Below are 26,461 nucleotides of genomic sequence, written 5' to 3' on the forward strand. Positions count from 1 at the left end.
AAAACTAAAAGGATTGTCCCCTGTGCAATACAGAGTTCAATCCTTAGTAGCTGCTTAATATATTTGTCTAATTTTTTGGGTTCAGTTCAATGTAAGACTGGTCTTTCTATTTAGATACTAAATTATCAAGCTTCCAATATGTATCTGTTAACGGCGCAGCTTTGCTATCTATGTATAAATACATATTATTTAAATCTTTTGGTGAAGTTTTCAGTTCAAACACAACGTCAGTAGTTAAAGAGAATTCGTGTGGAACATTTTTATAGTGCTCGTCATCTATCGGATGAGCTTCACCTTCATATTTCTGACCAGTTTTTTCATCTTGTATGAAATATTTTATTTCCGAAAGATCAATAGTTTGTCCATCGTCCCGAACATTATTAATCATAACACGAGTAGTAAGGCGCCGCTCTTTGTCTATTTTTTCAAACTTTGCATTTTCAACTGTCGCTCTATAGTATTCGTTTTTAACTATTTCTCCATAGTGCATTGCATTCTTTTCGAGAGCGCTCTTTTCTTGTTTTGATGTAGTATTGCTATTACATCCTGTCAATATTCCAGTAAATAATAATGCTGTACATGTCGTTTTGATTAATGATTTCATAGTAATCCCTTTCTGTGTTAAAAAGTAAAATATAGGAATAATTTTACATCAATAGGAAGGTGAATGGAAGTATTTTTGCGTAATATACAGATATACATTTATTTGGTTGTCAAGTTAACAGGATAGAAAGAGGGAGAAGACTGTATAAAACGGAATAAATAAGAATTGAAAATATTGTAAAACAGAAGAGGCATGCATATAATTAAAATAAAGTTTAAGTTTCTGAATCTTCAATAACGGTGGTGATAACATGTTTACTGAAGAGCGTCGAGAGAAAATTTTAGAACTACTTAATACAGATGGAAGAGTAATCGCAAAGGATCTTGCGGAAAGATTTGATATGTCTATTGATTCTATAAGAAGAGATTTGTCTATTATGGAAAAGGATGGTTTATTAAAAAGAACGCACGGAGGTGCAATTGAACTTACGCGAGTGAGAAATTTAGCCGCGGAACCAGCTAAACGTTATAGTGATAGCTCAATATATGAGGACACAATTGCAAGAGTTGCGGTATCTTATATACAAGAAGGTGATTCAATTTTTATTGGCGGGGCTTCCACTCATAATGCGATGCTGAAATATTTACCGGAAGTATCATTTACGGTTATTACGAATTCTATAGAAATAGCTGGTTATCTACGAGAATATAAGAATATTGATACGTATTTAATTGGCGGAAAAGTAAAACCTTCAGGGAATATTACTGATACACTTGCCTCTGAATTGATAAGTAGATTTTCTATTGATCTTTATTTCTCTACAGGTGGAGGCATTTCATTACAAGGTATTAGTACTGCAACACCTGAAGTTGCTTATTTTAGTAAAAGAGTAAGTGAAATTGCTAGAAGAAATATTTGTTTAGCTCCGCATAATAAACTTGGAATAGATTGTTTTATAAGAGGAGAGTCTTTAAAAGAAATTGACATTATTATAACTGACGAACAGGCGAGTAAAGAAACTGTTCAGGACTTTGAGAAACAAGGTAAACAAGTTGTAATAGCGCCATTATATTGATTTGAAAGGAGTTTGACATGATTGTAAAAGAGCAAGAGTTTCATATAAATGGATTAACTTATACAATTCGTTCTGCAGCTGAGAAAGATGCTGAGCAGTTATCAAAAATTAGAGTTCAGATTGATGGAGAAACTGAAAATATGGATAGAGATGCTGGAGAGGGATTTATAGATGACCTAGGGTTTCAAAAAATAATAAAAACAGATAGTGAAGAAACGAAGAATCTCTTTTTAGTTGCAGAAGTGCACAATCGAATCGTTGGATTTTCAAGGTGTGAAGGATCAAATTTTAAGAGATTATCTCATAAAGTGGAGTTTGGTGTTTGCATTTTAAAAGAGTTTTGGGGATATAGAATGGGGAAGAGCCTATTACAACAATCTATTAAATGGGCTGACGAAAATGCAGTAAATAAAATATCTTTACAAGTATTAGAGACAAACGAGAAAGCTATTCATCTTTATAAAAAATTAGGTTTTGAAGTAGAAGGCATTTTGAAAAATGACAAAAGACTATCGGATGGAAAGTATTATAATACGGTAGTGATGGGAAGATTTACTAATACTTTTCATGAAAGAGGTGAAGAAGTATGTTTTACAGAAGGAAGTACTATGTAGTGAAAAATGAATTCATAGAAGTATTTAATGATCATTTCAATCACACAAACTTACCTAATCAGTTAAAGCATGGTTCTAGGCTAATAGGACGCTGGATGAAAGATAATAAGAATGGTACGTATGAAGTATTTGCCATATGGGAATATGATAGTTATGAACAGTATAAAGAAATAGAATCGAAAATTAGAAGTGACGAGAGGCATATTAAAAGAATACATGAATGGTATGAAAACCATGGCGGGAAAGAATATGTTTTACAGGAGTACATAGTAGAGATGAAAAATGAAGAGTTAGTATGTACGGTAAAGTAACAGAGGGATAATAGAAATTAGAACAAAATTATATTTTAGTTTAGCATCCACTATTTTATTTGCGATAGCCGTGATTGTTTTCTTTATAAATGGTAATCCACAAAAGTGGTTTTGGTTATGTATTTTCTTTGCGTCCATTATACAAAATATAGTGCTACTAAAAAAGAATAAAGAAATGCATTAGGATATTCAAATTATTAACATATTTGTGTCGTCTTGCTAGTTTTATTGAAAACGCTTTTATTCAGTTTTATAATAAAAGTATGTTTTATAAATCTCCAAAACAATTAAAAGGGAGATGATACAATGTTAGCTTCACCGTTTTACTTACATACATGGAAAAAGTTTATTGATGAAGGAGTCCTTGATTCGAACCGTATAAACGAAAGAATTTCAGAATCATGGTACCGATGTAAACAAGCAAATGTGAATCCTCATATGAGTAAAGGTCAGAGAATTTTGTCTTCTGTTTTTTTTCAAGAACAAAAGAAAAAGAGTGAAATTTTCCTTGATATAGCATTACCTCAAATACAAAATATGAGAAAAACCATTGATGAACTACAAATGATGGCATTATTAATCGATCCAGATGGTTATGTTCTATCGTTAAGTGGAAATAAACAAACGTTAAAGCGAGCGAAACATATTAATTTTATTGAAGGTGTAAAATGGACGGAAGCAGCTGTTGGCACAAATGCAATTGGAACAGCGCTAGAAATTGAAGAAGCTATTATGATAAGTGGTACTGAACATTACTCCGTGGTATCTCATAGCTGGAGTTGTGCGGCCGCTCCCATTCATAACGATGACGGGAAATTAATTGGTGTTCTAAATTTCTCATGTCCAATTGAATTTTCGCATCCATATATGCTCGGTATGGTAACTTCAATGGCACATGCAATAGAACGTGAATGTAGCATAAGAGTTCATCAAAATGAATTACACTTAATCCATCGTTTTTTAGATGTCATTGATAGTGATGAACAAGTAGTTATTTGTAATCATCGTGATGTTATCGTTTCTGCGAGTAAGAGCGTTCGTGAACGAATAAATAATTGGTCAAGAATGAAACTTGAAGAGTTAATGCACCATGGATTGGAAACTAAATTAGAGATACCAGTATATAGTAATGAAAGAATGATTGGGAAATGTATGTATTTAAAGGAAAATAAACAAATGAATACATATTCTGCTCTCACATTTATAAAAGGGATTACTTTTTCAGGAGTTACCGGGACAAGCAGAGCATTTCAACACACACTAGAAGAAATTAAGCTTGTTTCACCGACTGATGCTAGTGTGTATGTATGTGGTGAGACAGGAGTAGGAAAGGAATATGTTGCGAGAGCGATTCATGAAAATAGTCCAAGAAAAGACGGGCCCTTTATAGCTGTTAACTGCGGTTCTTTGCCTAAAGAATTAATGGAAAGTGAATGGTTCGGTTATGCTGAAGGTGCATTTACAGGTGCGCGACGTCAAGGATATAAAGGGAAATTTGAACAAGTAAACGGAGGAACATTATTTTTAGATGAAATTGGTGAAGTACCACCAGAGATGCAAGTAGCATTATTGCGTGTTTTACAAGAACGCACAATAACTCCAATTGGGAGTTCAAAATCGGTACCAGTAAATATTCGTATTATTACTGCCACACATAAAGATTTACTACGGTTAGTAGAAGAAGGGAAATTCCGTCAAGATTTATATTATCGTTTGCACGTTTATCCGTTATATGTTCCATCGTTAATAGAAAGAAAAGAGGATATCTCATATTTTATACAACACTTTTGCGAACGGAAGAATTGGAATGTTGTATTTCCAAAGAGTATATACAATCAATTTTTACAACATACATGGCCCGGAAATATTCGGGAACTAGTAAATGTATTAGAACGCATTTACATTTTGTCGCAAGGACGGGAAATATGCGAAAAACAAGTAGTTTTTTTGTTACAAACAATGAGGGGAAATCAACAACAACTTGAGTTACAAGTTGAAAATAAAACAGAACATACATTACATTTTCGCGAAAAAATACAGCGTGATAGCATGATTGAAGCATTACAAAAGACAAATGGAAATGTTTCGTTAGCTGCAAAACTATTAAATGTACCCCGTAGTACATTTTATAAGCGAATGCAAAAATATAAGTTATAAAGTAGATTTTTGTAATCTACTTTTTCTTTGTGGGCTCATGTTCTGTCGGAATGTGCGCTTACCGGGGAAATAATAGAATTGTTAGAAGGGAAATTTCCTAATGGAGGTTAGTGTGTGAAGTACATTGAAATTGGAATCGGGAATAGGTGGTTTGTTCGAACGGAAACTGAAAATAAAGATGGGACTGAATTTGAAGAACGAGGTATTATAAAACCTATTTATTTTGAGTCATTATACGTACGTATTTGGTTTCGGAAAACTTGTTTTATTTTTGATACGAAAGAGGGTTTTAAGAAAGATAAGAAGAGAAGGGTTGAATATAAATTTATTGTTGGAATTGTAAGTAGACTGAATAAAGAAAAAGTGGGCTAACATGCGTAGTTATATTGGACAGGAAATTCTTTTGACTTATATCAAATTCATGAAAAGCACATTTACTAAATATAAATTGTTAATAAAACCGCTAAGAAAACTTAGCGGTTTCTTTTTAAAAAGGGAGGGTTTGCGTATGAATAGGATCGTAACTGTTTTACTTGCAATTATTATAATGGGGTATTCCATTTATAGTTGGAATGATACTTCGGAACTGAGTATGCTAATTTTACAAACGCTTTTAGGGTTTATGTTAGTTAGCTTAGGCGTGCAAAATTTAAAAAATAACGGAAAAGAAAATAGAAGTATAGGAATTGCTTTACTACTCGTGGCTTTGTTTTTAATTGTTGTATCTTTAATAAAATATTTTATATGAATAAGTTTTTAAATTAATAAAAAATGATTATTTATTGAATCCCCCTCACAATAAAAAGTTGAAATTCTACTTGTATTTCACTATATAAAATATGGCATAATGATTTAGTTAAAATAGAAATGGATAGGGTATTTGAGAGGGGCAGTATAATGAGTTTTGCAATTGAAATAGTAATAAAAGCACCATTGGATGTTGTATGTGACTACATAATAGAAGATGAAAAAATAAAAGAATGGAATACGTTTATAATAGAAAATCGCTATCCTTCAAATATGGATAAAGAGAATCCACGTGTAGGAGATAAATATATTACTGTTCAAAAAGTCGGTAAGAAAATATTCGAGGCTGAAGTAGAAATCCTTGAATACGATGCACCGCATATTATTTCACTTGGTAGTGAAATGAAGCAAGGATATTCAGCAATGACTTATATGTTAGAAGAAGATGAGGAAGGTACAGCACTAACAGTAATTTCAGAATATGAACCTAGTAATTTTTATTATAAAATTATGTATAAGTTAACAGGCTGGATATCACGAGGTATAACTATGGAACAAATGGAGCGTCTAGCAGAATGTGTAGAAACTGCTTATAATAAAGAAAATTAATATTAAAGAAATATTAAGGGGAAAACGTTACTCAAAGGATTGAGTAACGTTTTTATTATTTTAAGATTTTTCATTGGAAATCTTAAAAGCTCTTTTTTATATTTCTTTATCAATACAAAATCTCTTTGTTATCCAATAAGTAAGTTCAGAAGAGGTAAGGTTATGTTCTCTTTTCTTACCTTGGAAAATACGGTATATGTATGTCTCAATGGAAGGAAAAAAATGACCTGTTTTATTACCTTTTTCCCAGTCAATTATTTTAGTAAGAGTTTCCCACTTTACTTTTTCTTGATGAGCTTTAATAAGTTCATTTAAAAACTTTAAGCTAGTATGCTGTTTTGTAGCACCTAAAAATGATAGAAAACTATTTACTAGTTGTTCTTGAGACATTTTCTTGTCCTTTCTATATAGGAATTGTTATTGGTATTATTATACAATAGATGTCAGGAAATAAAGGTATTTACTAATGAAGTGGGGGAGAATTTTATGTCTATGTCGCTATATTATAAAAAAATCCGTGAGCAATTAGGACATGAACTAATATTCATGCCAAGTGTAGCTGCTGTTATAAAAAATGGGCAGGGAGATATTTTGTTTCAATATCCTGGCGGGGAATACTGGAGTTTGCCAGCTGGAGCAATTGAACTTGGGGAAACTCCAGAAGAAGCAGTAATTCGGGAAGTTTGGGAAGAAACAGGATTGGAAGTACAAGTAAAAAAACAAAAAGGAGTATTTGGAGGAGAAAAGTACCGCCATATATATCCGAATGGTGATGAAGTAGAATATATTGTTGTTGTGTTTGAGTGTGAAGTTACTAGTGGCGAGTTAAGATCGATAGATGACGAATCGTTAAAACTAAAATATTTCCCTTTATCTGAAAAGCCCCTTTTAGCATTGCCATACCCAGATAAAATATTTTTATAAATGTAAAATAGCACACCGTATTTATTACAGGTGTGCTATTTATATAACCCCGTCGTATACATTTCCGTCAATGTATGTATTATCTCTTCTAACTCTAATTTTTTATCATTTTTCACAATCGTCCAAAGAAACATCTCATTCATTGCGAACCAAGCACGTGCTACAATTTCTTTATTTAATTCAGGCTGTGCTAATCCACTTTCTTGAGAGTATGTAATATCCTGCGTAATATTGTTTATGAAGCGTTCCCGTATCTCGTCCCAGTTTTGACGTATCTCTTTTGATAATCCGATTGCTTCTTCTACAACTTGTAAAATAGCTCGTTCTTTCTTTGCTAGTTGTAGAAATGCTCTAACTTGATTTTGAATCATTTTATGTGCTTCTTCCTTCGTTTGAGGCAAAAAGGAGCGCTTGGTAATATCATAAAATTGATTCATAACATCTTCCATTAAAACGATAAGGAGATTATCTTTGTTTTTAAAGTATACATATGCTGTACCATATCCGGTTTCTGCATGTTTAATAATTTGTGTAATTGTCGTTTTTTGAAATCCGTTACGTATAAAAATAGTGTAACCAGAGTGTAATAGTTTCTTCTTGGTTTCTAAGGAGCGGTGTTTTCTTGATGAAAGGGTACTGTTTTTCAAAGAATCACCTCTTTATACTGAAATATCTGAAAATATAACTGTATTGTAAAAGAAATTCATATATAAAGTCAACTGACATAATATCATTGACGTCGTATCAATTGAGGTGATATATTTCAATTAGTTAGAATAAAAAGAAAATTAAGAGAAGGTGACACCATGTATAAAGAACCATTTCAACCGAATTATGAATATGCGCTTGAATGTGATAAACATGATGAACTGAAAGATTTTCAAACTGAATTCTATAAAAAAGAAGGAACGATATATTTAGATGGAAACTCATTAGGACTACTTTCAAAAAGAGCAGAGAAATCGTTACTTACTTTGCTAGATTCATGGAAAGAGTATGGCATTGACGGCTGGACAGAGGGTGAGCATCCGTGGTTTTTCCTCTCGGAGAAATTAGGTGAGTTGACTGCACCTCTTATTGGAGCTTTACCAGAAGAAACTATTGTAACCGGTTCCACGACGACAAATATACACCAAGTGATTGCCACATTTTATGAGCCGAAAGGAATACGCACAAAAATTCTTGCGGATGAATTAACATTCCCGTCAGATATATATGCACTTCAAAGTCAAATTCGTTTAAAAGGATTAGATCCAGATGAACATTTAGTAAGAGTGAAAAGCAGAGATGGTAGAACACTTTCTGAAGAAGATATTATCCATGCGATGGAAGATGATATCGCTTTAATTTTATTACCTTCTGTTTTATATAGAAGTGGTCAAATTCTTGATATGAAACGTTTAACAACGGAAGCTCATAAACGCGGTATTCATATTGGATTTGATTTATGCCATTCAATAGGATCTATTCCGCATCATTTCAAAGATTGGGATGTCGATTTTGCTGTTTGGTGCAATTATAAATATTTAAATGCAGGACCGGGTGGCGTTGCAGGAATTTATGTAAATAGTAAACATTTTAATAGACTGCCAGGGTTGTCTGGATGGTTTAGTTCTAGAAAAGATAAGCAGTTTGATATGGAGCATACATTAACAGCTGCCGATCATGCAGGTGCTTATCAAATTGGTACACCGCACGTATTAAGTACAGCACCTTTAATTGGTTCTCTTGAAATGTTTAAAGATGCTGGTATTGAACGTTTACGCGAAAAATCTTTACATATTACAAGATATATGCTGAATTTAATTGATCACGAATTAAAAGATTTCGGATTTACAATTGGAAATCCATTAGAGGATGAAAAACGTGGCGGGCACATATATTTAGAACATGCAGAAGCAGCACGTATTTGTAAAGCGCTAAAAGCAAATGGAGTTATCCCTGATTTCCGAGCACCTAATGGAGTAAGACTGGCGCCGGTCGCTTTATATAACACATATGAAGAAGTGTGGAAATCTGTACAAATATTAAAGAAAATTATGAAAGAAGAAGAGTATAAACAGTTTGAAAATAAGCGAGAGGTTGTGGCATAAGCATGAAAACATCAGAGTGGATTGATATTTCACAACCGCTAAATAATGATATTGCAACGTGGCCAGGAGACACACCGTTCTCATATGAAGTTTCATGGTCAAAAGAAGAAAGTGGCTCGGTAAATGTTGGAAAGTTAACGATGAGTATTCATACAGGCACTCATATTGATGCACCATTTCATTTTGATAATGATGGAAAGAAAGTATTGGATTTAGATGTTCAAGTTTATGTTGGCCCAGCACGGATTATTGACGTTTCTAATCTTGAAAGCATCGGGGAAAAGGAATTAGAAAGCTTTCATTTAGAAGGTGTAGAACGATTATTATTACGTACATCTTCACATGGAAAAGCTGAAGAATTTCCAGATGTGATCCCTCATTTACGTGCAGACATAGCACCTTTTCTTTCGGAGAAAGGTATTCGTTTAATCGGAGTAGATGTACCATCAGTTGATCCGCTAGATGATAAAGAATTAGCAGCGCATCATCAATTATTTAAACATGGAATTCATATTTTAGAAAATGTCGTACTAGATCATGTAGCAGACGGTGATTATGAATTGATTGCATTACCACTTGCATTAACTGATGCAGATGGAAGTCCAGTTCGAGCCGTTATTAGACCAATATAAGTAGAATCATATAAAAGGGGCGTTTGGCTAATATGAAAGAAAATGAAAAAGTAATTATGGAAAAAGGGATTCATACGGATTTTAAAGAGAATATGACGTATGGGGAATATTTACAATTAGATAGTTTACTATCTTCTCAAAAAAGATTATCAGACCATCATGATGAAATGTTATTTATCGTTATTCACCAAGCAAGTGAGCTTTGGATGAAGCTCAATTTACATGAGCTAAATGCGGCGATTGAATCTATTAAACAAGATAAATTACAACCAGCTTTTAAAATGTTAGCACGTGTATCAAAAATTCAGTCTCAAATTATTCAATCTTGGGATATTCTTGCGACATTAACACCATCAGAATATATTGAGTTTCGTGATTCACTCGGTCAAGCTTCAGGTTTTCAATCGTATCAATATCGTATGATTGAGTATGCACTTGGCTATAAAACGCCACATGCATTAAAAATTTATGAAAAGGATCCAGAATTACATGCACGACTTCATAAAGCGCTACATGCACCAAGTCTATATGATGTCGCGATTCAAGCATTAGTAAAAGAAGGATTCCTTATTCATAAAGATGTGTTAAACCGTGATATTACGCAGCCTTATGAAGAAGATGCAACAGTAGAAGCAGCATGGTTAGAAGTGTATGCGGATGTGAAAAAATATTGGAACTTATATCAGCTTGCTGAAAAATTGATTGATATTGAAGACTGGCTACAACAATGGCGTTTCCGTCATATGAAAACAGTAGAAAGAATTATTGGACATAAAATGGGTACAGGTGGATCCTCCGGTGTTTCTTATTTAAAGCGAGTACTTGATCAACAATTCTTCCCAGAGCTTTGGAATGTTCGTACGAAATTATAAAAATAAACCTGTCAGTTCATTATGGCTGACAGGTTTATTTTTATTTGAGCACAATTATGTTTAAAATGAAGGAACAAGATATAATAAATGGATTAACTATTTAAATGGAGGTAAAGTTTTGGATTTCAAGCAACTAGAAAATAAATTCGAAAAGAAAAAAGTGAATACATTTCTTGTTTATCAAAAAGGACAATTAACAACTGAGTATTATAAAACACCCGAATGTGCAAATAACTTATATAAAATAAATTCGATTACAAAAAGTATCGTATCTTTATTAATTGGTATTGCAGTTGATAAGGGCTATATAAATGATATACATACACCGATCACAGAGTGGATTGAAAATGTACCTAGGGGAAAACATAATTTAACACTATATCACTTATTAACAATGACTACTGGTGAGGACTGGAAAGAGTTTGGGAATGGAGTAGTATTCCCAAATGACTTTGTAGAATCAGAGAACTGGGTACAGTACATATTAGAAAAGCCAATAATTGAAGAACCTGCTACAAAAATGAATTATAATTCAGGTTCTTCTCATTTACTGAGCTATATTATTCAAGAAGCTACTGGAATGTCGACAGAGCGGTTTGCAAAGAAATATTTATTTAATCCATTAGAAATTAACGAATACGAGTGGCAACAAGATCCGCAGGGTATATATGTCGGCGGCTTCGGTATGAAAATGAAATCTACCGATTTATTAAAATTAGGAAAATTATGTTTGCAAAATGGATATTGGAATGAAAAAGAAATTGTATCAGCGAAATGGTTAGAAGAGTCAAGTAGGGCGCATTTTGAAACATATGAACATGTCGGCGCATATGGATATCACTGGTGGGTATTACATACCGAAAGATTTCACATACCGTATTGTATATATTTCGCTATGGGATACGGCGGACAATACATCGTTATCATTCCTCAGTTAGAAGTAGTAGCTATTATAAGTAGTCATATGCCAAAACGTGGGCTCGTTCCATTAAAACTATTTATTGAGCATGTACAGGGAATTTCTAATTATATATAAGAAAAGGAGGGAATGTATGAAGGATGAAAAAATTTTATCTTTATTTAGATTCTGTTTAAGTCTTCTAGTATGTAGCGCCATTATTACGCAATTCATAATCAGGGCACAAGTGAAACCGTTCAATCCCGTTAACTTTTTTAGTTTCTTTACTATCGAAAGTAACATTTTAGTTGCATGTATTCTCCTTTTAAGCAGTATCGGAACAGCTACATTTGGTCGCTCAGAACAGTTTAGTATACTTCGTGGTGCGGCAACGGTATACATACTTACGACAGGACTCGTTTATTTTTTGTTACTAAGAGGGTTAGAAGAGTCACTTCAAACGGCAATACCATGGGTAAATACTGTGCTACATTATTTCATGCCGATTGCAATGCTTTTAGATTGGATTTTAAATCCACCTATTAAGAAAATCACTTGGAAACAATCTGCAAGTTGGCTCTTATTCCCGTGTTTTTACGTTGTATATAGCTTAATACGTGGCCCAATCGTGAATTGGTATCCATATCCGTTTTTAGATCCAAGAATAGGTGGGTATGGTAAAGTACTTTTATACAGTATAGGGATAGCAGTTGTAATCGGTGCTATTTGTATATTGGTAAGATTTTTAGGGAATCGAAACTTTAGAAAAGAATTTTAGAAATGCAAGAACCCCACTGTGTCTGTTTTTAACAGTGGGGGTTTCACTTTATCCAGCTATTTGTCGGGCTGCCCGTAAAAGTCCGATTGGTGAGGGCTGATGATTAGTGGGAGATGAACAAAACCCCCACCGATTAAGGTTTCACTTTATCTACTCGTCTTCTGAAACGACAACTTTATAAATTTCTCCGTCTTCGTTTCAAATTCTACATCAACAAAAACACCGTATTCTTTTCCATCTTCACGTAACCACAATTTAAATTTTTCAACAGTTATTTGAACTGTTTTTGGTTTTCTACCTATATGAAGATAGTCAATAATTTCTGCTTTTGGGTATTGTTCTTTCGTCTTTTCTACGGCAAGCTTACCCCATTTGGCATACGGCGGCTGCGCATGAACAATTGATGAGCCTGTATATATATTTGAACATGTTGTTAGGAACAGAATGACAAGTGCGACACGCTTTAACAATTTCTTCATGATGAACTCCTTTTATCTTTTTTGTATATTGTTTACATATTTTTTCAACGATATGAGTTTGGATTTTTTTGTCTTCTTTACATAAAAGCGAGGCTTTTACAAAACATAACCAAGAAATCATTTCCGTAATTAAGGAGGGAAAATTATGCGCCAAAAGGCTATTTTTAAAATAGCAGTTTTACTTGCGTTCATAGGACTGTCTTTAATGGTCAGTAGTATACAACTAAAGAATGTAGAAGCTTTTTCTAATCAAGTCATTCAAAGAGGGGCATCTGGCGAAGATGTCATTGAACTGCAATCTCGTTTGAAATATAACGGATTTTATACGGGAAAAGTGGATGGTGTTTTCGGATGGGGTACATATTGGGCACTTCGGAATTTTCAAGAGAAATTCGGATTACCCGTTGATGGTTTAGCTGGAGCTAAAACGAAGCAAATGCTCGTGAAAGCAACAAAGTATGACAAGTCAACTGCTAATAAAGGGACGACAACGAATAAAGGAAATAGTGGTGGCACTGCACAAGAGAATAAACCACCTCAAAATAAAGGGACAAATGTTCCGAACGGTTATTCTCAAAATGATATTCAGCTTATGGCAAACGCAGTATACGGAGAATCACGCGGTGAACCATATTTAGGACAAGTTGCAGTAGCTGCTGTCATTTTGAACCGTGTTACAAGTGCATCATTCCCAAATACTGTTTCAGGTGTAATCTTTGAGCCTAGAGCATTTACAGCGGTAGCCGATGGACAAATATATTTAACGCCAAATGAAACAGCAAAAAAAGCAGTTTTAGATGCGATTAACGGATGGGATCCAACAGGAAATGCTTTATATTATTTCAATCCAGATACTGCGACTAGTAAATGGATTTGGACTCGTCCACAAATTAAAAAAATCGGTAAACATATTTTCTGTAAATAGAGCGGAGGTGGGACAATGTTACGAGGTATTATTATTGTATTATTAACAGTCGGTGTAGTAGGAACAGGATATTGGGGCTATAAAGAGCACCAAGAGAAAAATGCGGTTTTAATTCGAGCGGAAAATAGCTATCAACGTGCATTCCATGATTTAGCATACGAAGTCGATTTATTACACGATAAAATTGGCACAACACTTGCGATGAATTCACGATCATCTTTATCACCTGCATTAGCAGATGTATGGCGTTTAACATCTGAAGCTCGCTCAGATGTAGGACAACTTCCTTTAACATTAATGCCATTTAATAAAACGGAAGAATTTTTAGCGAATATCGGTGATTTTAGTTACCGTGCAGCCATTCGTGATTTAGAAAAAGAACCGTTAAATGAGCAAGAATATAAAACGTTGCAAACTTTATATTCAAATGCAGGAAATATACAAGATGAACTAAGAAAAGTACAACATCTTGTTTTGAAAAATAATTTACGCTGGATGGATGTAGAAATGGCACTTGCATCAAATCGCGATCCAGCAGATAACACAATTATTGATGGATTGAAAACTGTAGAGAAAAACGTAACATCATATTCTTCTACAAACTTCGGACCGACCTTTACAAGTGCGCAAAAAAATAAAAAAGGCGGATTTGAAGCGGAAGGAAAGGCAATTTCTAAAGATGAAGCGGCGAAAATTGCCAAATCGTTTTTGAATTTAAAAGGAAATGAAAAAGTAGATGTTGAGAAAAGCGGAAAAGGTGCGAAAGAATCCTTCTATAGTGTGAAAATTAAAGATGAAGCAACGAACAATGAGTTCTATATGGATATTACCGGAAAAGGCGGATATCCAATTTGGGTTATGAATAACCGCGAAATTAAAGAACAGAAAGTTAGTTTAAACGATGCAGGTAGTAAAGGTTTGAAATTTTTAAAGGACTATAAGTTTAATAATATGGAGCTTTATGATAGCTCTCAATATGATAATGTTGGTGTATTTACGTATGTAGTAAATGAAAATGGAGTACGAATTTATCCAGAAGCAATCCAAATGAAAATTGCTTTAGATGACGGTTCTATTGTTGGGTTCTCCGCAAAAGAATATTTAGCATCACATCAAAAGCGAACAGTTCCATCGGCAAAGCTAACTGCAGCAGAAGCAAGAAAGAAAATCAATCCGGATGTAAAAGTCATGGAAGAACGTAAAGCTTTAGTAGTCAATGATTTGCATAATGAAGTACTTTGCTATGAATTTGTAGGCACTTTAGGAAAAGATACGTACCAAATATTCATTAATGCTAATAGCGGGGCCGAGGAAAAGGTAAAGAAAATGCAAGCTGTTGAAAAAATTTATGATTAAACCTTAATAGTGAAGTGGTGAAAATAATGAAAACTCTAATATATATATTGATGCTTTGCTTTGTTATAACTGGATGCAGTATTGGAAAAAAAGACAATCCAAACGAAAAAACGGAACAAAAAAATGTTTCAATGAAAAATGTTAATTATACGAATAAATCAAATAAGCCAAATGAAAAAGCAGCAGATCATTTAGCATCTTTAGCGGCAAGTGTGCCAGGTGTGAATGATGCAACCGCGGTCGTTGTTGGAAAATATGCTATTGTAGGTATTGATGTAAAAGCAAAACTTGATCGAACTCGAGTTGAATCAATTAAATACTCTGTTGCAGAAAGTTTAAAAAATGACCCTGACGGTGCTAATGCAGTCGTTGTAGCAGATGTTGATACGTATGAACGCCTCAAACAAATTGGAAAGCAAATTAAAAAAGGAAAAACAGGTGAAGGTATACTAGATGAATTAGCCGCTATTGTGGGCCGAGTAATGCCACAAGTTCCAAATGATATGATAGAAAATAGAGAAACGAATCCAATTAAAGATAATGATAAACAATTACCAAAAGATGAAGAACAAGAGTTAAGAAAAGAACAGAATGATCAATCAAATAATCATTTGAATAAATGAAATTAGCCTCGTACTTAATTGTACGAGGTTTTTAAATATAATATTAAATATTCAGTTTATTTTTAAGGGAAAATATGGTTTAATTATGATGGGAGGGACAACTGTTATGATGAAAAAAAGCGCATGTATATTGTTTAGTTTATGCTTAGGTTTCAGTATGACAGCGTGTGAACAGAGAAAAGAAGTGAAAAATCAAACAGCAACTTCTTCTACTGTGATGGAAAAGCAACAGAAAGAGTCTATCAATATAAATCATTTCTCGAGTATAAATGAAGGGATGACTTATACAGAAGTGAAAGATTTAATTGGTTTTGAAGGAGATTTACTTATAGAAGAAGGGGTAGAACATTCTACACAAATTAAACAAATTTTTGCTTGGAAAGGAAACAATCCAAATTCATTTGTTGAAATTACCTTTTTAGATGGAAGAGTGCATTCAAAAGCACAGCAAGGTATAGGTTAATAAGCTAAAAAATGGGAGAGTTTAGCATGAACATACACACAGGGGAAATTCAATTAGTTCCGTATAAGGAGAAATATAAAGAAGTTATACAAACATTTACTTTACCAAGTGAACAAGTTCAGTTTACATCAGATCCAAGCGCATTACTGGAGAAAGCAAAAAGTGATCGTACAAAAAATGTGATTGTTATTTTAGATTACAATGGGGTACCGGTGGGTCTTTTCTCATTGCAAACAGGCGATAGAGTACAGGAATTTACAGACAATAAAAACGCTTTACTTTTAACCTCATTTTTTATAAATCACAATAGACAAAGAAAAGGATACGCCAAAAAGTCATTGTTATTATTAGACGAGTTTGTAAAACGTTATTTTCCAATAAAAAATGAAGTTGTACTTGCTGTGAATGAAAGAAATATTCCTGCACAAGATTTATATGCAAAAGTCGGCTTCCAAGATAAAGGTTTTAGAAGAATGGGACCAATAGGCCAACAAATAATAATGCATTTGTCTATAATGAAATAATGAGATAGAAAACTTACTCTTGAATATTCATGTAGTAGGTTTTTTTATTTTAACAATATATAATATATGTATATAAAATGAAATAGAAATGAAGGATATAAAAAATGAATCAAGATAGAAAATGGAATATCGTTGGGGGAAGAGTGATTAAAACTGGGATTGCAGTTTTTCTTACAGTGTTAGTTTGTGAATTTTTTAATATCTCAACTTGGAGTTATAAAAATGATTTAAAAGATTATAAACCAAATCATTATCATCACCATTTTTCAAGTGAGTATATTATTTTATTTGAGGTATTATCTATTCATGATATGTTAGAAGAATTAAAACAAATATCCGAGAAATATGAGTGGGAAAATCGATTCAATTGATAAGTTCATTTTATTGTGGGGGGAATAGTATGACACTTTATATTGCATTACTAAGAGGAATCAATGTCGGTGGACATAAAGTAATCAAAATGGCTGAGTTAAAACGAGTGTTTGAATCAATAGGGTTAAAACAAGTGAAAACGTATATACAAAGAGGAAGATATAAACTTTCTAAAAGACCGAATACAAATGGAAATAAAAAATGAATTTGATTTCGATGTTCCAGTCATGCTAAGAACACATGATGAATTTATAAATATTATTAAGCAATGTCCGTATGAAGTTCATTCATTGTTAGAAGGAGAAAGTGTTCATATTGCTTTTTTAGCTAATGTACTTTCTGAAGAAGAGAGTAGTCAATTGCTTATATTTAAAAGTGAACTTGAAGATTGCTATATGGATGAGAAGGTCGTTTATTTGTTTTTCAAAAATAGCATTCGAAATTCTAAATTAATGAACCAGTTTCAGAAGTTACATACACCAGCTACAGTTAGGAATTGGCGGACTGTGAACAAATTAAAAGCAATTGTAGAGGGTATGTAAATATAAAAAGATGGGGTTTTCTACATGTAGAAAACCTCATCTTTTTATTTATATTGTTTTGCAACTACGAGTTCGACAATAGGATAAATAAAGAATGAAGAGCAAATTGCGATGAACAGAGGGAGGTTTTTTACTCCATCTAAATTAGCCCCCATAGAAAATCCTTCAGAGAAGATTAATATAAGGAACATTACAACTACAAGCACAAAATATGCAATTTTAAAGCTTTTATATGTAATTTGTTGTCCCATTTCATCTTGACTTTCTTCTGATACACCGTGGGGATCTCCCCAAGTAATGTAATTAATTAAATTACTAAGTATTAACGAAATAGCAAAAATCGTACCGCCCAAAATAGAACCTTCAGTTATGTATTTATATGTGCCATGTACTAGTATTGCAATTAATGCTAAAACAATGATTATAAAAATAGTTTTTTTAGTATTCAATAAATAATTGCCCCCTCGATTGTAAAAAACTCTTTACAAATATAAGTATAAAATTGGAAAAGTATCATGTCAAATACTTTTTACATGAAATATGTAAGTATGTAATATTTTAGTTCTATGATAAATAAAAAATTACAATACATTTGAATGTAAAAGAATGGGCTCGCATATATTTGGAAGGGATGTCAGATTAATTTAGGGGGTAGTTATGTCTATACTTTTAAAAGCTGGTGCAGATGCAGGAAACAACGGTTTGAAGTTAATGGTGAAAGGGCAAGACCCTATTTTTATTCCGAGTATTTATTCTTTATATATAGGTGAGCCTACAGGACTCTTAGATGAGGTAGATGTTTCATTATCTGAATTAGAAAACCACATTGATGTGACTATAAGTTCGCCATCGTTAATGCTAAATAATGTACGATACATCGTTGGAGAAAAAGTCATTCAAGATCAATTAAAAGGTACTGAGGTAGAGAAGAAATCAAATAAGTCAACGGATGAGTTAATGGTTATTACAATACTATCAGGTTTGGCGGTAAGCGCTATGCGTCAAAGTCCAACTTCTAGCCATATTAATATTCGTTATGATTTATCTGTCGCTCTTCCTATGCAACTTATTACACAAGAAATAGCTGCTGAAAATGCAAAACGTTATATGGGAAATCATAAGGTTATTTTCCATTATCCGAACGGACGCGATGTGACAATTAATGTTTCAATTGAGTATTGTAAATGCCTGCCTGAGGGTGCTTCTGGGACGTGGGGCATTGTATACGATGAAGAAGGAAATGTTGTGAAACATAAAATAGAATGTGAGCAAAATCAAGTTTCTGAAATTGATTTTGTAGATAAAACGCTACTCTCTTTTGATATTGGCGCAGGGACGACAGAAGAAGTCGTTTCATTAGGGGTGAATTTCCGTCCGCAACTAAGTAAAGGTTTATCTTATGGTGTAAAAGAGACGTTACTACAAATCATTACGAGATGGAACCGGAAGTATCCAACTAAAACGATTGATAGTATTACAGAATTCAATCAAATTTATTTAAATGATAAGCATCCGAGAAATACATTATTAGTTGAGGAATCACAGCCAGCACTATTAGGTTTAGCAGCACGTGTTGCAACAGATATTATAAATAAAATTGATGATATGAAAGACGATCCATACGTGTTTATTTATGGCGGGGGTGCAGTAATTATTAAAAACAGTTTAAAAATGATTTTAAAGCAAAAAGGACGACTCAAAAATGTAATCTTTGTAGATAATCCGTTATTTACAAATGCACGAGGATTATTAGTCTATACTTGTTCGCCAAAATATAGAGAGCATAAGCAAAAAGAGTTAGGATTTACAAACTTAACGATAAGTTAGTTGGTGGAAGTATGCGATCTAGGCGATATAAACGTGGTGATCGAGTAAAAATCAATATTCATAAATCGGTATCACCTGAAATGCTTGCGTGGCTGAATAAACAATCAAATCCAACTAATTTCTTCTTCTTCTTTGCTGCGCAGCAACTATTTAAACAAGTAGGAGATATTGACGTTTCTAAAGCTTTACCAAGCAGCCATGTTTTCTCATTATATGTGGAGCCTTCATCCTTATTAAAAGTCGAGGTAAACCCTTTTAAAAACATGACACTAGACACAAATACATCCACCGAAAATGCAAAAAAAAAATTATGGGAATCTGTTGATCAATTAGATTGTCCATTTTTTTAAACATAGAAAAATATAAGAAGTCCCCATCACTATACATACGAATACAGTGATGGGGTTTTGTTTGTAAATAGAAGGGGGCACAATACAATTTGTGCCCCTTCCATTAGTTATTTATCTAAATTTTAGATGTATGTTTAGAAACAGCATTAATTATGCTTTCCCAGTCATCTGGATGGTTTTCATGGCCTGCCCCTTTAAGAGTTAATAGCACTGAGTTTGGAATTTCATCAATTAGTGCGAGGCCATGTTCAAATGGGAGTGCTGTATCGTCTGTTCCGTGAATAACCAATGTAGGTGCTTGTATGGAGTGAAGTACACCCTCATATGCATCATCACCTTGAAGTAAAGCGTGATTAAACATACTTAATAAATTGTTTGCGCGTTCTATTTCTTGTTTTACTTGTTTATAAACTCTATTTTCATCAAATATTCGTTCTGATCCACATAATAGACGAGATCCTGAAACTAAATACTCTGCCACATCATTTTTATTTGTCCAATCTATACTTGTGCCATTTACATGATGTGTTAAAATCCTTTCATCCATTGGAGGTAAATCGCGAGTATTGTCATCAGATCCTATTACACTAGTCGCTAGTAAAGTTAGCGTCAAAATTCTTTCGGGATGTTTTACAGCGGCAATTTGAGCAATCATACCACCTAATGACATACCAAATAGGTGAGCTTTATCAATATGATAAGCATCTAGTACTCCAATTGCATCTTCAGCCATATCTGTTACTGTATAATTGGAAGTTCTAGGTTCATAGGTAACAGAGCGTCCAACATCACGGTTATCAAAGCGAATAACAAACTTCCCCGTACTAGCCAACAGCTCACAAAACTCTTCATCCCAATAAACCATGGAACATGTAGCACCCATAATTAATAAAATAGCAGGGTTCTTAGGGTTTCCAAAGCTTTCTGTACATATATCAATTTCGTTTATTTTAAATATCTTTTCACTCATATAGTTAGCCCCATTTCTTTTGAATTTAATTAATAAAACAGTTTTGGATGATTCTAAGATGTGTGTAAGATTCGTATTGGAATTCATCCCGCTATTTGCTGGTCAGTAAGAGTCCCGTCTCAAAATTCAGGGAAAGTAAAGAGGTTGGGAGGGGACCAACTGCCCGAAAAAGCCCAATTGGCGAGGGTTGATTAAAGTTTCACTTTATAATGCTTCTTGCATAATTACCCCCAAAAATAATTATATGTTAATTCAAGGAAAAAAATTTTGAGAAATAATTGTATGTTATTAAAATAAACAGCAAGGAGGAGAGGAAATGAAAGCAATTGTTATTGATCAATATGGTAGTGTTGAAGAATTAAAAGAAAGGCAAGTTTTAAAACCGGTTGTTCAGAATAACGAAAAAGCTCAACAATAAATAATATCCCATACTATACATTTTCATTTGCGGGTATTATTTATTGTTAGCTATTGTGATATTACTTCTAACAAATACTGTTTCGTATTGTATCGTGTAATTTTTCTAATCCAATTTCCATATCTTTCTCGTTTAACATTGAATAGCTAATTCTTAATTGGTTATCATTTGTTTCGTAATTTAATAGACAAGCCGTTCCTGGTAAAAAAGAGACATCTACTTCATTTGCTTTTTGTAATAAGGTAAAGGGATCTATCGAATCAGGCAGTGTCACCCATAAATTAAAACCTCCATCTTTACAGTCAACAATCCGTAAACTTGAAAATGCACTATCTCAGATGACTCAAAAAGGTGCAAATACTACATTAGTGAAAAAAAGACTTAAAGCTGTTTGCTTAGGATTAGCAGTGCTAAAAAACGTTTGGAAGCAAGAAAATCATATGTATACTCGTAACGTCCTTACTGGCTTGCTTCCATCAATTGAGAGAGCCTATGATAAATCTAAAGCTGGTAGTCCGCAAAGAACACTTTTAACAAGAAGAATAAAAGCGTTGGAACTTTCTATTCAAGCAATTAATAAACTTTCTAATAAATAACTTAACTAGATACCTAACATCTTAATACAATTTTTAGTTTGTGTTAAAAATAGGTATGGACGTGCAGTATAGCAGTCGTTTTCCTTCAAATGATTATCCATCCGGAAAGATTGAAACATATTCTTTTTATAGTTCGATTTTAAATAACACACGTAAAATTCATATTTATACGCCTCATGATTATTCTCACACTTCACATCTTCAAGAACTTCTCATTGTATTTGATGAGAATTCATTCATTCATAACCTTCCAATCGCAAAAACACTTAATTATTTAATTTACAAAAATGAAATCCCATCTTGTATTGCTGTTGCTATAGATCCTGTCGATCGATTAGAAGAGCTACCTTATAATGATAAAATGAATGCATTTTTCAAGGAGGAATTACTTCCGTGGATTCAGGCGAAGTATCGTGTGCATCAAGAAGCAAAACATACAACAATTGCTGGTTTCAGTCTTGGTGGCTTAGCAGCTTTTTATGCAACACTTCAAAATCCACATGTTTTCGGAAATGTGTTGTCAATGTCTGGATCCGTACATTAGAAAAAAGATGATTATGAAAATGCAATTCCTTGGATTGAAAATCAAATTTAATCAATAGATTCTAATGCGACTCATCTCTATTCTTACATAGCAGTAGGAGAACTTGAAAACAAACCTCTTTTAACGGCTAATAGACGTCTGTATAAAGCTTTAAAAGAAAAGGAATACCAAATTACTTATGAAGAGTTTCAAGGCGGTCATGATAGCGTGTGGTGGCGAGAAAAGCTATTCGAAGGATTAAGGGCATTGAATTTTACAAAAACGACACTAAAAAATAAAAAGGAGAGAGAAGCTATGAATCAAGAAGAACTAGATAAAAAACTAAAAAAGCAAGAGATTTTAGTAAAAGATGAGAAAGTGTGGTCGTATACGTACGAGGATCATATTAGTTCTATCGTTAAACAAGCAGAACAGAAAGGAGCTTTTGATAATTTACCTGGTAAAGGTAAACCTCTTAATCTCGATAAAGATCTTTCTTACAATCCTGAAAAACAACTTTATAGAACTTTAGCAAATAATCATGTTTTGCCTAGGTGGATTGAGCTTTCAAAAGAAATTGACGATTTAAAAGAAAGACTAAAAGAAAATACAAATACGGCAGAAGCAGCGGATTTAATTCGAACTATTAATAAAAAGGTTTTAGAGCATAATTTACTTTGTCCGCCAAGCGCGCAAAAAATGAGGGTGAAAATGGATTTTTAACGATTTTCAATTAAGCTATCGCTTACTATATAATTAAGTTAGGCATTTTCAATTCATTACTAAAGGGAGGCAAATGTGATGAAGAATACGTATCAACTTCAAATTCCGAAAGAACTAGAACAGTATCGTAGTATTTTAGAAAAAAGTGTGAAACCGTATATTAAAGTGTCTGGAACGCAAGCAGAGACAACGCTTTTTGAAAGTAAATTTGGTGGATATCCGTATTTACCTATAGATCAAGAGCATCCTAAAGACTCAAACGGACAACCTATGATGCTACTTGCGCAGTTAAACCTTGAAGAAATACCTAACATTGAACATATGCCTCAATATGGAATGTTACAGTTTTTCATAAGTGCTGAAGAAGATCTTTTTGGAGCAGATTTTGATCATCCCACAAGCCAAAAAGACTTTCGAATTGTTTATCATTCTACAATCACAGCGGATTTAACTAAGGTGATTACTGATTTTAGTTATTTAAACACTTTAGATTTAGAGAATTTTATCATACCCGAAGCAGCAAAACTAAAGTTTGAGTTGGCATATCAGCCAGTAACACCAAGAGATTATCGATTTGAAATGATTTTTAGTGATAAAATTGATTGGGAAGAAATTGTTGATGAAGAAAATAATACAGAATTAGGCGAACTGTATGATGATTTATGTAAAGATCAAGGGCATAAAATTGGTGGTTATCCATTTTTCACACAGACAGATCCGAGAGAATGGGAAGAAAAATACCAGCAACATGACATATTATTGCTGCAAATTGATACAGACGATTCATTAAATATTATGTGGGGCGATTCTGGGGTTGCTAATTTCTTTATACGTAAGGAAGAGCTGTTAAATCTAGATTTTTCCAATGTCATTTACAATTGGGATTGTTACTAGAAGATATAAATAAAATAATAGCAAATAAAAAATCTTCCTGAAGGTGAGGAGGATTTTTTTATTTTAAAAATAAGTGTTATGTTAACTAGAAAAAAAACAATGAGTGTAATGAAAGTCAAGCATAAATAGCAACAAATAATCTAAAGTTATAAAACGTGTGTAAATAGCAACAAATTCATAAAGTAAAACATAAAATGAATATAATAATTTATATTTTGTATAGCAATAATTTTTCTGTATAAAAAATTTCTTGTCGATCAAAAATGTTTTTGATTCGATAATTCTTAAGCGATTATTGATTAAGATTTGCTGTGATTGAATTTATAACAAATAAAAACGATAAAAACTGAAGAAATTTGTTTATATAAGATTTCATGTGAATCTCACTAAAAATCTCTGTTTCGTCTCATTAAGTATAGTTTACTTGGGTTTTGATACCCGTTGTTTCTATAACTGCCTATAATATATATTATGTCTACTAGTAAAAAATAATAAACTTATTATAAGTTAGCTTAGTTTGGTATACTTCCCTTTTCTTTATTTATTAGTGAATAGTTCGTTGATGCTGGATTAGTATAAATAATAATTAATAAAACATAATAAAAAGCAACTTGTTTAAATTTAATAATTAAACAAGTTGCTTTGAAATTGACTAAACTATTGTGAAAATTTATTAACATTATTTTTACCACTTAGGTAAATACGATATTGTTTTTCTTTGTCAACAAAACTTAATTGGAATTTATTATTCTCAAGGATATCTTTAAAAGAATTCATAAAATTATATGATCCGCCAACAAAGCTAACAAAAGGTCGTCTTTTATTGTTTTGCTATTAATGTTTAGCATATATACGTCTGTTTTTTTGTTTTGATAAAGTGGCTGGTTGGTGTTTAATTCTTTTTTTATATCTTCTAAAATATAACTTTCTTTTTGTGATATACTGACGCATTGATTTTCTTTTGGTATAGCACCATCAGCTGCTATAAATCCTAAAATATAAGCCATATTATTTGACCACGTTTTAAAATAATTTTCTGTTATGTCATACTTTCTCTTCCAGCTCCCTATAGCGCGCCTTGGAACGTTGCTGTCTGATAGAACCATACGAATATATCTTGCAGACACATTAGCAAGCATGGCGATTTCTGAAGTACTTTCCCCTTCTGCATACATATGAATGATTTCAGCTTTTGATAGTTTACATTTTGATTTCTTTTTTCGCTCTATTTGCACTTACATCCTCTCCTTCCTTTTAATAATTTGAGACTTATCTTCTTCTATAACATATAACGAAACATACGTTCTTTGTTGCTTATAAGAAGAAATTTACTAAATTAAAACAATTTACATCTACTTAATATTGATTTTATCTGCTGCTACATGGTTTTTATTTTGCATATAAGAATAATGAATTTAACAAATTTATGAAATGTACTGCATTTAAGATGAAAGGTAAAATGATTTCGTTTAAACTACAAATAGCTACAATAACAACATACGTATATTGTTAATCATAAAAAGGAGAACGAATGAATAAGAAATATACAAATCAAATTCATACTGATATGAGTTTTAAACCGAAAGATATTATAAGTTTAATGACGGATTACTTTAAAATGAAATCAAAGCTGCGTCCTATAAAGGATTTGCCTGTTGTTTTATCAAATAAAGATAATGAAGCGTTAGAGAGTGTTACATGGTTTGGCCATTCTGCTTCTCTTTTGAAAATAGAAGGTAAAAAACTGTTATTAGACCCGATGTTTGGAGATGCCTCTTCCCCATTTCCTTTGTTTAATAGTAAACGCTATAGTGGTGCTTTTTCTTTAGAACGTGATGACCTTCAAGAAATTGATGCGATTGTCATTTCTCATAATCACTATGATCATTTGAATTACAAAAGTATTATGCAGTTAAAAAATCGCGCAAAACACTTTTATGTTCCAACTGGAGTTGCACAATATCTTATTAAATGGGGTGTTTCACCTAGTAAAATTAGTGAGCATAATTGGTGGGACGAAATTACGTTTGATAATATTAAGTTAGTATGTGCGCCTGCAAGGCATTTCTCTGGACGTGATATGACAGATAGAGATCGTTCATTATGGTGTTCATGGCTTATTCTTGGTCAAGAGACTAAAATTTTCTTTAGTGGTGATAGCGGTTATGCCCCTCACTTTAAGGAAATTGGTGATAAATACGGTCCATTCGATCTTACATTAATGGAATGCGGGCAATATGATCCGAGGTGGTCTGCTATTCATATGTTGCCTGAAGAAACGGTACAAGCTCATATTGATGTTAAAGGAGAATTACTTCTTCCGATTCATTGGGGTGCTTTTACGTTAGCATTACACGAATGGAGTGAGCCGATAGAACGTGTTACGAAAGAAGCTAACCGTTTAGGAGTTAAAATTACAACGCCACAAATTGGCGAATCTATTACGTTAAAATCTACAGACTATCCTTTATCCGCTTGGTGGAAGAAAATTTAATTTTAAAATATAAAAAGAGCGAATCCTCTTATAAAGAATTGGTCATCTCCCTGTCAAGTAGACAGTAATAAAAAGAGTATTATGCCACGGCCTTTTCCCGATATTCTATCGGGGAAAGGCCGTGAAGT

At 33.0% G+C, this 26,461-nt stretch carries 29 protein-coding genes and 6 pseudogenes; 27 read left to right on the forward strand and 8 right to left on the reverse strand.

The genetic code is table 11. The features are described from left to right. Positions 1–106: 106 nt before the first annotated feature. The gene (locus MR169_RS25155) at positions 107–604 is read right to left on the reverse strand and encodes a hypothetical protein (protein ID WP_000838469.1); all 498 of its coding nucleotides are present in this window, start codon (positions 602–604) and stop codon (positions 107–109) included. Positions 605–854: 250 nt separating this feature from the next. Between MR169_RS25155 and MR169_RS25160 the strand changes: the two genes are divergently transcribed. From MR169_RS25160 to MR169_RS25190, 7 genes are all read left to right on the forward strand, one after another. Beyond that, positions 855–1,619: a DeoR/GlpR family DNA-binding transcription regulator gene (locus tag MR169_RS25160; RefSeq protein WP_000493640.1), complete on the forward strand. Its 765-nt coding sequence runs from the start codon at positions 855–857 to the stop codon at positions 1,617–1,619. A 17-nt stretch (positions 1,620–1,636) separates the two neighbouring features. Continuing rightward, on the forward strand, positions 1,637–2,233 hold the full coding sequence (locus MR169_RS25165) for a GNAT family N-acetyltransferase (protein ID WP_000635675.1): 597 nt from the start codon (positions 1,637–1,639) through the stop codon (positions 2,231–2,233). After that, positions 2,206–2,544: an NIPSNAP family protein gene (locus MR169_RS25170; RefSeq protein WP_000499985.1), complete on the forward strand. Its 339-nt coding sequence runs from the start codon at positions 2,206–2,208 to the stop codon at positions 2,542–2,544. Before MR169_RS25165 ends, MR169_RS25170 begins: the two co-directional genes overlap by 28 nt. A 306-nt stretch (positions 2,545–2,850) precedes the next feature. Next, a complete protein-coding gene (locus MR169_RS25175; protein ID WP_242320229.1) occupies positions 2,851–4,701 on the forward strand; it encodes a sigma-54-dependent Fis family transcriptional regulator in 1,851 nt (616 codons plus the stop codon). Positions 4,702–4,815: 114 nt separating this feature from the next. Beyond that, positions 4,816–5,073, forward strand: coding sequence for a DUF3977 family protein (locus tag MR169_RS25180; RefSeq protein WP_000873842.1), 258 nt, complete (start codon positions 4,816–4,818; stop codon positions 5,071–5,073). Positions 5,074–5,209: 136 nt separating this feature from the next. Then, entirely contained in the window at positions 5,210–5,449 is a 240-nt protein-coding gene (locus MR169_RS25185; RefSeq protein WP_001080075.1) for a DUF3953 domain-containing protein, read from the forward strand. Positions 5,450–5,598: 149 nt separating this feature from the next. Then, positions 5,599–6,057 carry an SRPBCC family protein gene (locus MR169_RS25190; RefSeq protein ID WP_000006409.1) on the forward strand — a complete coding sequence of 153 codons (459 nt, stop codon included), beginning with the start codon at positions 5,599–5,601 and terminating at the stop codon, positions 6,055–6,057. A 99-nt stretch (positions 6,058–6,156) separates the two neighbouring features. Here the strand turns inward: MR169_RS25190 and MR169_RS25195 are convergent. Further along, positions 6,157–6,447: pseudogene (locus MR169_RS25195) on the reverse strand (hypothetical protein); the annotation flags it as partial. 96 nt (positions 6,448–6,543) lie between these two features. Here MR169_RS25195 and MR169_RS25200 point away from each other — a divergent pair. Beyond that, the gene (locus tag MR169_RS25200) at positions 6,544–6,981 is read left to right on the forward strand and encodes an NUDIX domain-containing protein (protein WP_000062930.1); all 438 of its coding nucleotides are present in this window, start codon (positions 6,544–6,546) and stop codon (positions 6,979–6,981) included. A gap of 35 nt (positions 6,982–7,016) precedes the next feature. Here the strand turns inward: MR169_RS25200 and MR169_RS25205 are convergent, their stop codons facing one another. After that, the gene (locus MR169_RS25205; protein ID WP_000798556.1) at positions 7,017–7,628 is read right to left on the reverse strand and encodes a TetR/AcrR family transcriptional regulator; all 612 of its coding nucleotides are present in this window, start codon (positions 7,626–7,628) and stop codon (positions 7,017–7,019) included. 159 nt (positions 7,629–7,787) lie between these two features. Here MR169_RS25205 and kynU point away from each other — a divergent pair, with 159 nt between their 5' ends. The 5 genes from kynU to MR169_RS25230 all read left to right on the forward strand — a co-directional run bounded on the left by kynU (position 7,788) and on the right by MR169_RS25230 (position 12,254). Next, positions 7,788–9,074: a kynureninase gene (gene kynU / locus MR169_RS25210; RefSeq protein ID WP_000276259.1), complete on the forward strand. Its 1,287-nt coding sequence runs from the start codon at positions 7,788–7,790 to the stop codon at positions 9,072–9,074. 2 nt (positions 9,075–9,076) lie between these two features. Then, the gene (kynB, locus tag MR169_RS25215) at positions 9,077–9,706 is read left to right on the forward strand and encodes an arylformamidase (protein ID WP_000858060.1); all 630 of its coding nucleotides are present in this window, start codon (positions 9,077–9,079) and stop codon (positions 9,704–9,706) included. 32 nt (positions 9,707–9,738) lie between these two features. After that, positions 9,739–10,578: a tryptophan 2,3-dioxygenase gene (gene kynA / locus MR169_RS25220; RefSeq protein ID WP_242320230.1), complete on the forward strand. Its 840-nt coding sequence runs from the start codon at positions 9,739–9,741 to the stop codon at positions 10,576–10,578. Positions 10,579–10,696: 118 nt separating this feature from the next. Further along, a complete protein-coding gene (locus MR169_RS25225) occupies positions 10,697–11,614 on the forward strand; it encodes a serine hydrolase domain-containing protein (protein ID WP_000346264.1) in 918 nt (305 codons plus the stop codon). A 16-nt stretch (positions 11,615–11,630) separates the two neighbouring features. Further along, complete coding sequence (locus tag MR169_RS25230; RefSeq protein ID WP_242320231.1) at positions 11,631–12,254, forward strand: Pr6Pr family membrane protein; 624 nt, start codon at positions 11,631–11,633, stop codon at positions 12,252–12,254. A gap of 146 nt (positions 12,255–12,400) precedes the next feature. On the opposite strand, the gene MR169_RS25235 is transcribed toward MR169_RS25230, so the two are convergent. Continuing rightward, positions 12,401–12,733: a DUF3889 domain-containing protein gene (locus MR169_RS25235; RefSeq protein WP_000734901.1), complete on the reverse strand. Its 333-nt coding sequence runs from the start codon at positions 12,731–12,733 to the stop codon at positions 12,401–12,403. A gap of 145 nt (positions 12,734–12,878) precedes the next feature. Here MR169_RS25235 and sleB point away from each other — a divergent pair, with 145 nt between their 5' ends. The 7 genes and pseudogenes from sleB to MR169_RS25270 all read left to right on the forward strand — a co-directional run bounded on the left by sleB (position 12,879) and on the right by MR169_RS25270 (position 17,538). Further along, positions 12,879–13,658, forward strand: a complete 780-nt coding sequence (gene sleB / locus MR169_RS25240) for a spore cortex-lytic enzyme (protein WP_001249053.1) — start codon at positions 12,879–12,881, stop codon at positions 13,656–13,658. Between the two features lie 15 nt (positions 13,659–13,673). After that, a complete protein-coding gene (gene ypeB, locus MR169_RS25245) occupies positions 13,674–15,014 on the forward strand; it encodes a germination protein YpeB (RefSeq protein WP_242320232.1) in 1,341 nt (446 codons plus the stop codon). A 26-nt stretch (positions 15,015–15,040) separates the two neighbouring features. Continuing rightward, positions 15,041–15,637: a YhcN/YlaJ family sporulation lipoprotein gene (locus MR169_RS25250; protein WP_000854059.1), complete on the forward strand. Its 597-nt coding sequence runs from the start codon at positions 15,041–15,043 to the stop codon at positions 15,635–15,637. A gap of 106 nt (positions 15,638–15,743) precedes the next feature. Continuing rightward, complete coding sequence (locus tag MR169_RS25255; RefSeq protein WP_000976442.1) at positions 15,744–16,100, forward strand: hypothetical protein; 357 nt, start codon at positions 15,744–15,746, stop codon at positions 16,098–16,100. 11 nt (positions 16,101–16,111) lie between these two features. Continuing rightward, positions 16,112–16,624: a GNAT family N-acetyltransferase gene (locus tag MR169_RS25260; RefSeq protein WP_242320233.1), complete on the forward strand. Its 513-nt coding sequence runs from the start codon at positions 16,112–16,114 to the stop codon at positions 16,622–16,624. Between the two features lie 104 nt (positions 16,625–16,728). Further along, positions 16,729–16,800, forward strand: a pseudogene (locus tag MR169_RS25265) (hypothetical protein); the annotation flags it as partial. A gap of 224 nt (positions 16,801–17,024) precedes the next feature. Further along, a pseudogene (locus tag MR169_RS25270) lies at positions 17,025–17,538 on the forward strand (DUF1697 domain-containing protein). Between the two features lie 44 nt (positions 17,539–17,582). Here MR169_RS25270 and MR169_RS25275 read toward each other — a convergent pair. Continuing rightward, positions 17,583–17,987 carry a hypothetical protein gene (locus MR169_RS25275; RefSeq protein ID WP_001093144.1) on the reverse strand — a complete coding sequence of 135 codons (405 nt, stop codon included), beginning with the start codon at positions 17,985–17,987 and terminating at the stop codon, positions 17,583–17,585. Positions 17,988–18,195: 208 nt separating this feature from the next. Between MR169_RS25275 and MR169_RS25280 the strand changes: the two genes are divergently transcribed. After that, positions 18,196–19,365: a ParM/StbA family protein gene (locus MR169_RS25280; protein ID WP_000025622.1), complete on the forward strand. Its 1,170-nt coding sequence runs from the start codon at positions 18,196–18,198 to the stop codon at positions 19,363–19,365. Positions 19,366–19,376: 11 nt separating this feature from the next. Then, positions 19,377–19,715, forward strand: a complete 339-nt coding sequence (locus tag MR169_RS25285; protein ID WP_242320234.1) for a hypothetical protein — start codon at positions 19,377–19,379, stop codon at positions 19,713–19,715. Between the two features lie 115 nt (positions 19,716–19,830). Here the strand turns inward: MR169_RS25285 and mleBCA are convergent, their stop codons facing one another. Then, positions 19,831–20,685, reverse strand: coding sequence for a BCA family alpha/beta fold macrolide esterase (gene mleBCA, locus MR169_RS25290; protein WP_044797657.1), 855 nt, complete (start codon positions 20,683–20,685; stop codon positions 19,831–19,833). Positions 20,686–21,170: 485 nt separating this feature from the next. After that, a pseudogene (locus tag MR169_RS25295) lies at positions 21,171–21,398 on the reverse strand (PLP-dependent aminotransferase family protein); the annotation flags it as partial. Here MR169_RS25295 and MR169_RS25300 point away from each other — a divergent pair. From MR169_RS25300 to MR169_RS25315, 4 genes and pseudogenes are all read left to right on the forward strand, one after another. Continuing rightward, complete coding sequence (locus MR169_RS25300) at positions 21,358–21,699, forward strand: hypothetical protein (protein ID WP_242320237.1); 342 nt, start codon at positions 21,358–21,360, stop codon at positions 21,697–21,699. The pseudogene MR169_RS25295 and the gene MR169_RS25300 sit on opposite strands and share 41 nt — an antisense overlap. Before the next feature lie 40 nt (positions 21,700–21,739). Then, positions 21,740–22,411: pseudogene (locus MR169_RS25305) on the forward strand (alpha/beta hydrolase); the annotation flags it as partial. A 126-nt stretch (positions 22,412–22,537) separates the two neighbouring features. Continuing rightward, the gene (locus MR169_RS25310; protein ID WP_016118025.1) at positions 22,538–22,945 is read left to right on the forward strand and encodes a DnaJ family domain-containing protein; all 408 of its coding nucleotides are present in this window, start codon (positions 22,538–22,540) and stop codon (positions 22,943–22,945) included. 78 nt (positions 22,946–23,023) lie between these two features. Beyond that, positions 23,024–23,839, forward strand: a complete 816-nt coding sequence (locus MR169_RS25315; protein WP_242320235.1) for a YwqG family protein — start codon at positions 23,024–23,026, stop codon at positions 23,837–23,839. Positions 23,840–24,496: 657 nt separating this feature from the next. Here the strand turns inward: MR169_RS25315 and MR169_RS25320 are convergent. Further along, positions 24,497–25,074, reverse strand: a pseudogene (locus tag MR169_RS25320) (LAGLIDADG family homing endonuclease). Between the two features lie 296 nt (positions 25,075–25,370). Here MR169_RS25320 and MR169_RS25325 point away from each other — a divergent pair. Then, on the forward strand, positions 25,371–26,333 hold the full coding sequence (locus MR169_RS25325) for an MBL fold metallo-hydrolase (RefSeq protein ID WP_242320236.1): 963 nt from the start codon (positions 25,371–25,373) through the stop codon (positions 26,331–26,333). Positions 26,334–26,461: the final 128 nt, after the last annotated feature.

The sequence above is a fragment of the Bacillus cereus group sp. BfR-BA-01349 genome (assembly GCF_022663795.1).
Classification (GTDB): domain Bacteria; phylum Bacillota; class Bacilli; order Bacillales; family Bacillaceae_G; genus Bacillus_A; species Bacillus_A cereus.

Bases quoted from the DNA above. Each gene is read 5' to 3' on its own strand.
- MR169_RS25155 (WP_000838469.1), bottom strand. From the start codon at position 604: ATGAAATCATTAATCAAAACGACATGTACAGCATTATTATTTACTGGA.
- MR169_RS25160 (WP_000493640.1), top strand. From the start codon at position 855: ATGTTTACTGAAGAGCGTCGAGAGAAAATTTTAGAACTACTTAATACA.
- MR169_RS25165 (WP_000635675.1), top strand. From the start codon at position 1,637: ATGATTGTAAAAGAGCAAGAGTTTCATATAAATGGATTAACTTATACA.
- MR169_RS25170 (WP_000499985.1), top strand. From the start codon at position 2,206: ATGTTTTACAGAAGGAAGTACTATGTAGTGAAAAATGAATTCATAGAA.
- MR169_RS25175 (WP_242320229.1), top strand. From the start codon at position 2,851: ATGTTAGCTTCACCGTTTTACTTACATACATGGAAAAAGTTTATTGAT.
- MR169_RS25185 (WP_001080075.1), top strand. From the start codon at position 5,210: ATGAATAGGATCGTAACTGTTTTACTTGCAATTATTATAATGGGGTAT.
- MR169_RS25190 (WP_000006409.1), top strand. From the start codon at position 5,599: ATGAGTTTTGCAATTGAAATAGTAATAAAAGCACCATTGGATGTTGTA.
- MR169_RS25200 (WP_000062930.1), top strand. From the start codon at position 6,544: ATGTCTATGTCGCTATATTATAAAAAAATCCGTGAGCAATTAGGACAT.
- kynU (WP_000276259.1), top strand. From the start codon at position 7,788: ATGTATAAAGAACCATTTCAACCGAATTATGAATATGCGCTTGAATGT.
- kynB (WP_000858060.1), top strand. From the start codon at position 9,077: ATGAAAACATCAGAGTGGATTGATATTTCACAACCGCTAAATAATGAT.
- kynA (WP_242320230.1), top strand. From the start codon at position 9,739: ATGAAAGAAAATGAAAAAGTAATTATGGAAAAAGGGATTCATACGGAT.
- MR169_RS25230 (WP_242320231.1), top strand. From the start codon at position 11,631: ATGAAGGATGAAAAAATTTTATCTTTATTTAGATTCTGTTTAAGTCTT.
- MR169_RS25235 (WP_000734901.1), bottom strand. From the start codon at position 12,733: ATGAAGAAATTGTTAAAGCGTGTCGCACTTGTCATTCTGTTCCTAACA.
- sleB (WP_001249053.1), top strand. From the start codon at position 12,879: ATGCGCCAAAAGGCTATTTTTAAAATAGCAGTTTTACTTGCGTTCATA.
- ypeB (WP_242320232.1), top strand. From the start codon at position 13,674: ATGTTACGAGGTATTATTATTGTATTATTAACAGTCGGTGTAGTAGGA.
- MR169_RS25250 (WP_000854059.1), top strand. From the start codon at position 15,041: ATGAAAACTCTAATATATATATTGATGCTTTGCTTTGTTATAACTGGA.
- MR169_RS25255 (WP_000976442.1), top strand. From the start codon at position 15,744: ATGATGAAAAAAAGCGCATGTATATTGTTTAGTTTATGCTTAGGTTTC.
- MR169_RS25260 (WP_242320233.1), top strand. From the start codon at position 16,112: ATGGGAGAGTTTAGCATGAACATACACACAGGGGAAATTCAATTAGTT.
- MR169_RS25280 (WP_000025622.1), top strand. From the start codon at position 18,196: ATGTCTATACTTTTAAAAGCTGGTGCAGATGCAGGAAACAACGGTTTG.
- MR169_RS25285 (WP_242320234.1), top strand. From the start codon at position 19,377: ATGCGATCTAGGCGATATAAACGTGGTGATCGAGTAAAAATCAATATT.
- mleBCA (WP_044797657.1), bottom strand. From the start codon at position 20,685: ATGAGTGAAAAGATATTTAAAATAAACGAAATTGATATATGTACAGAA.
- MR169_RS25310 (WP_016118025.1), top strand. From the start codon at position 22,538: ATGAATCAAGAAGAACTAGATAAAAAACTAAAAAAGCAAGAGATTTTA.
- MR169_RS25315 (WP_242320235.1), top strand. From the start codon at position 23,024: ATGAAGAATACGTATCAACTTCAAATTCCGAAAGAACTAGAACAGTAT.
- MR169_RS25325 (WP_242320236.1), top strand. From the start codon at position 25,371: ATGAATAAGAAATATACAAATCAAATTCATACTGATATGAGTTTTAAA.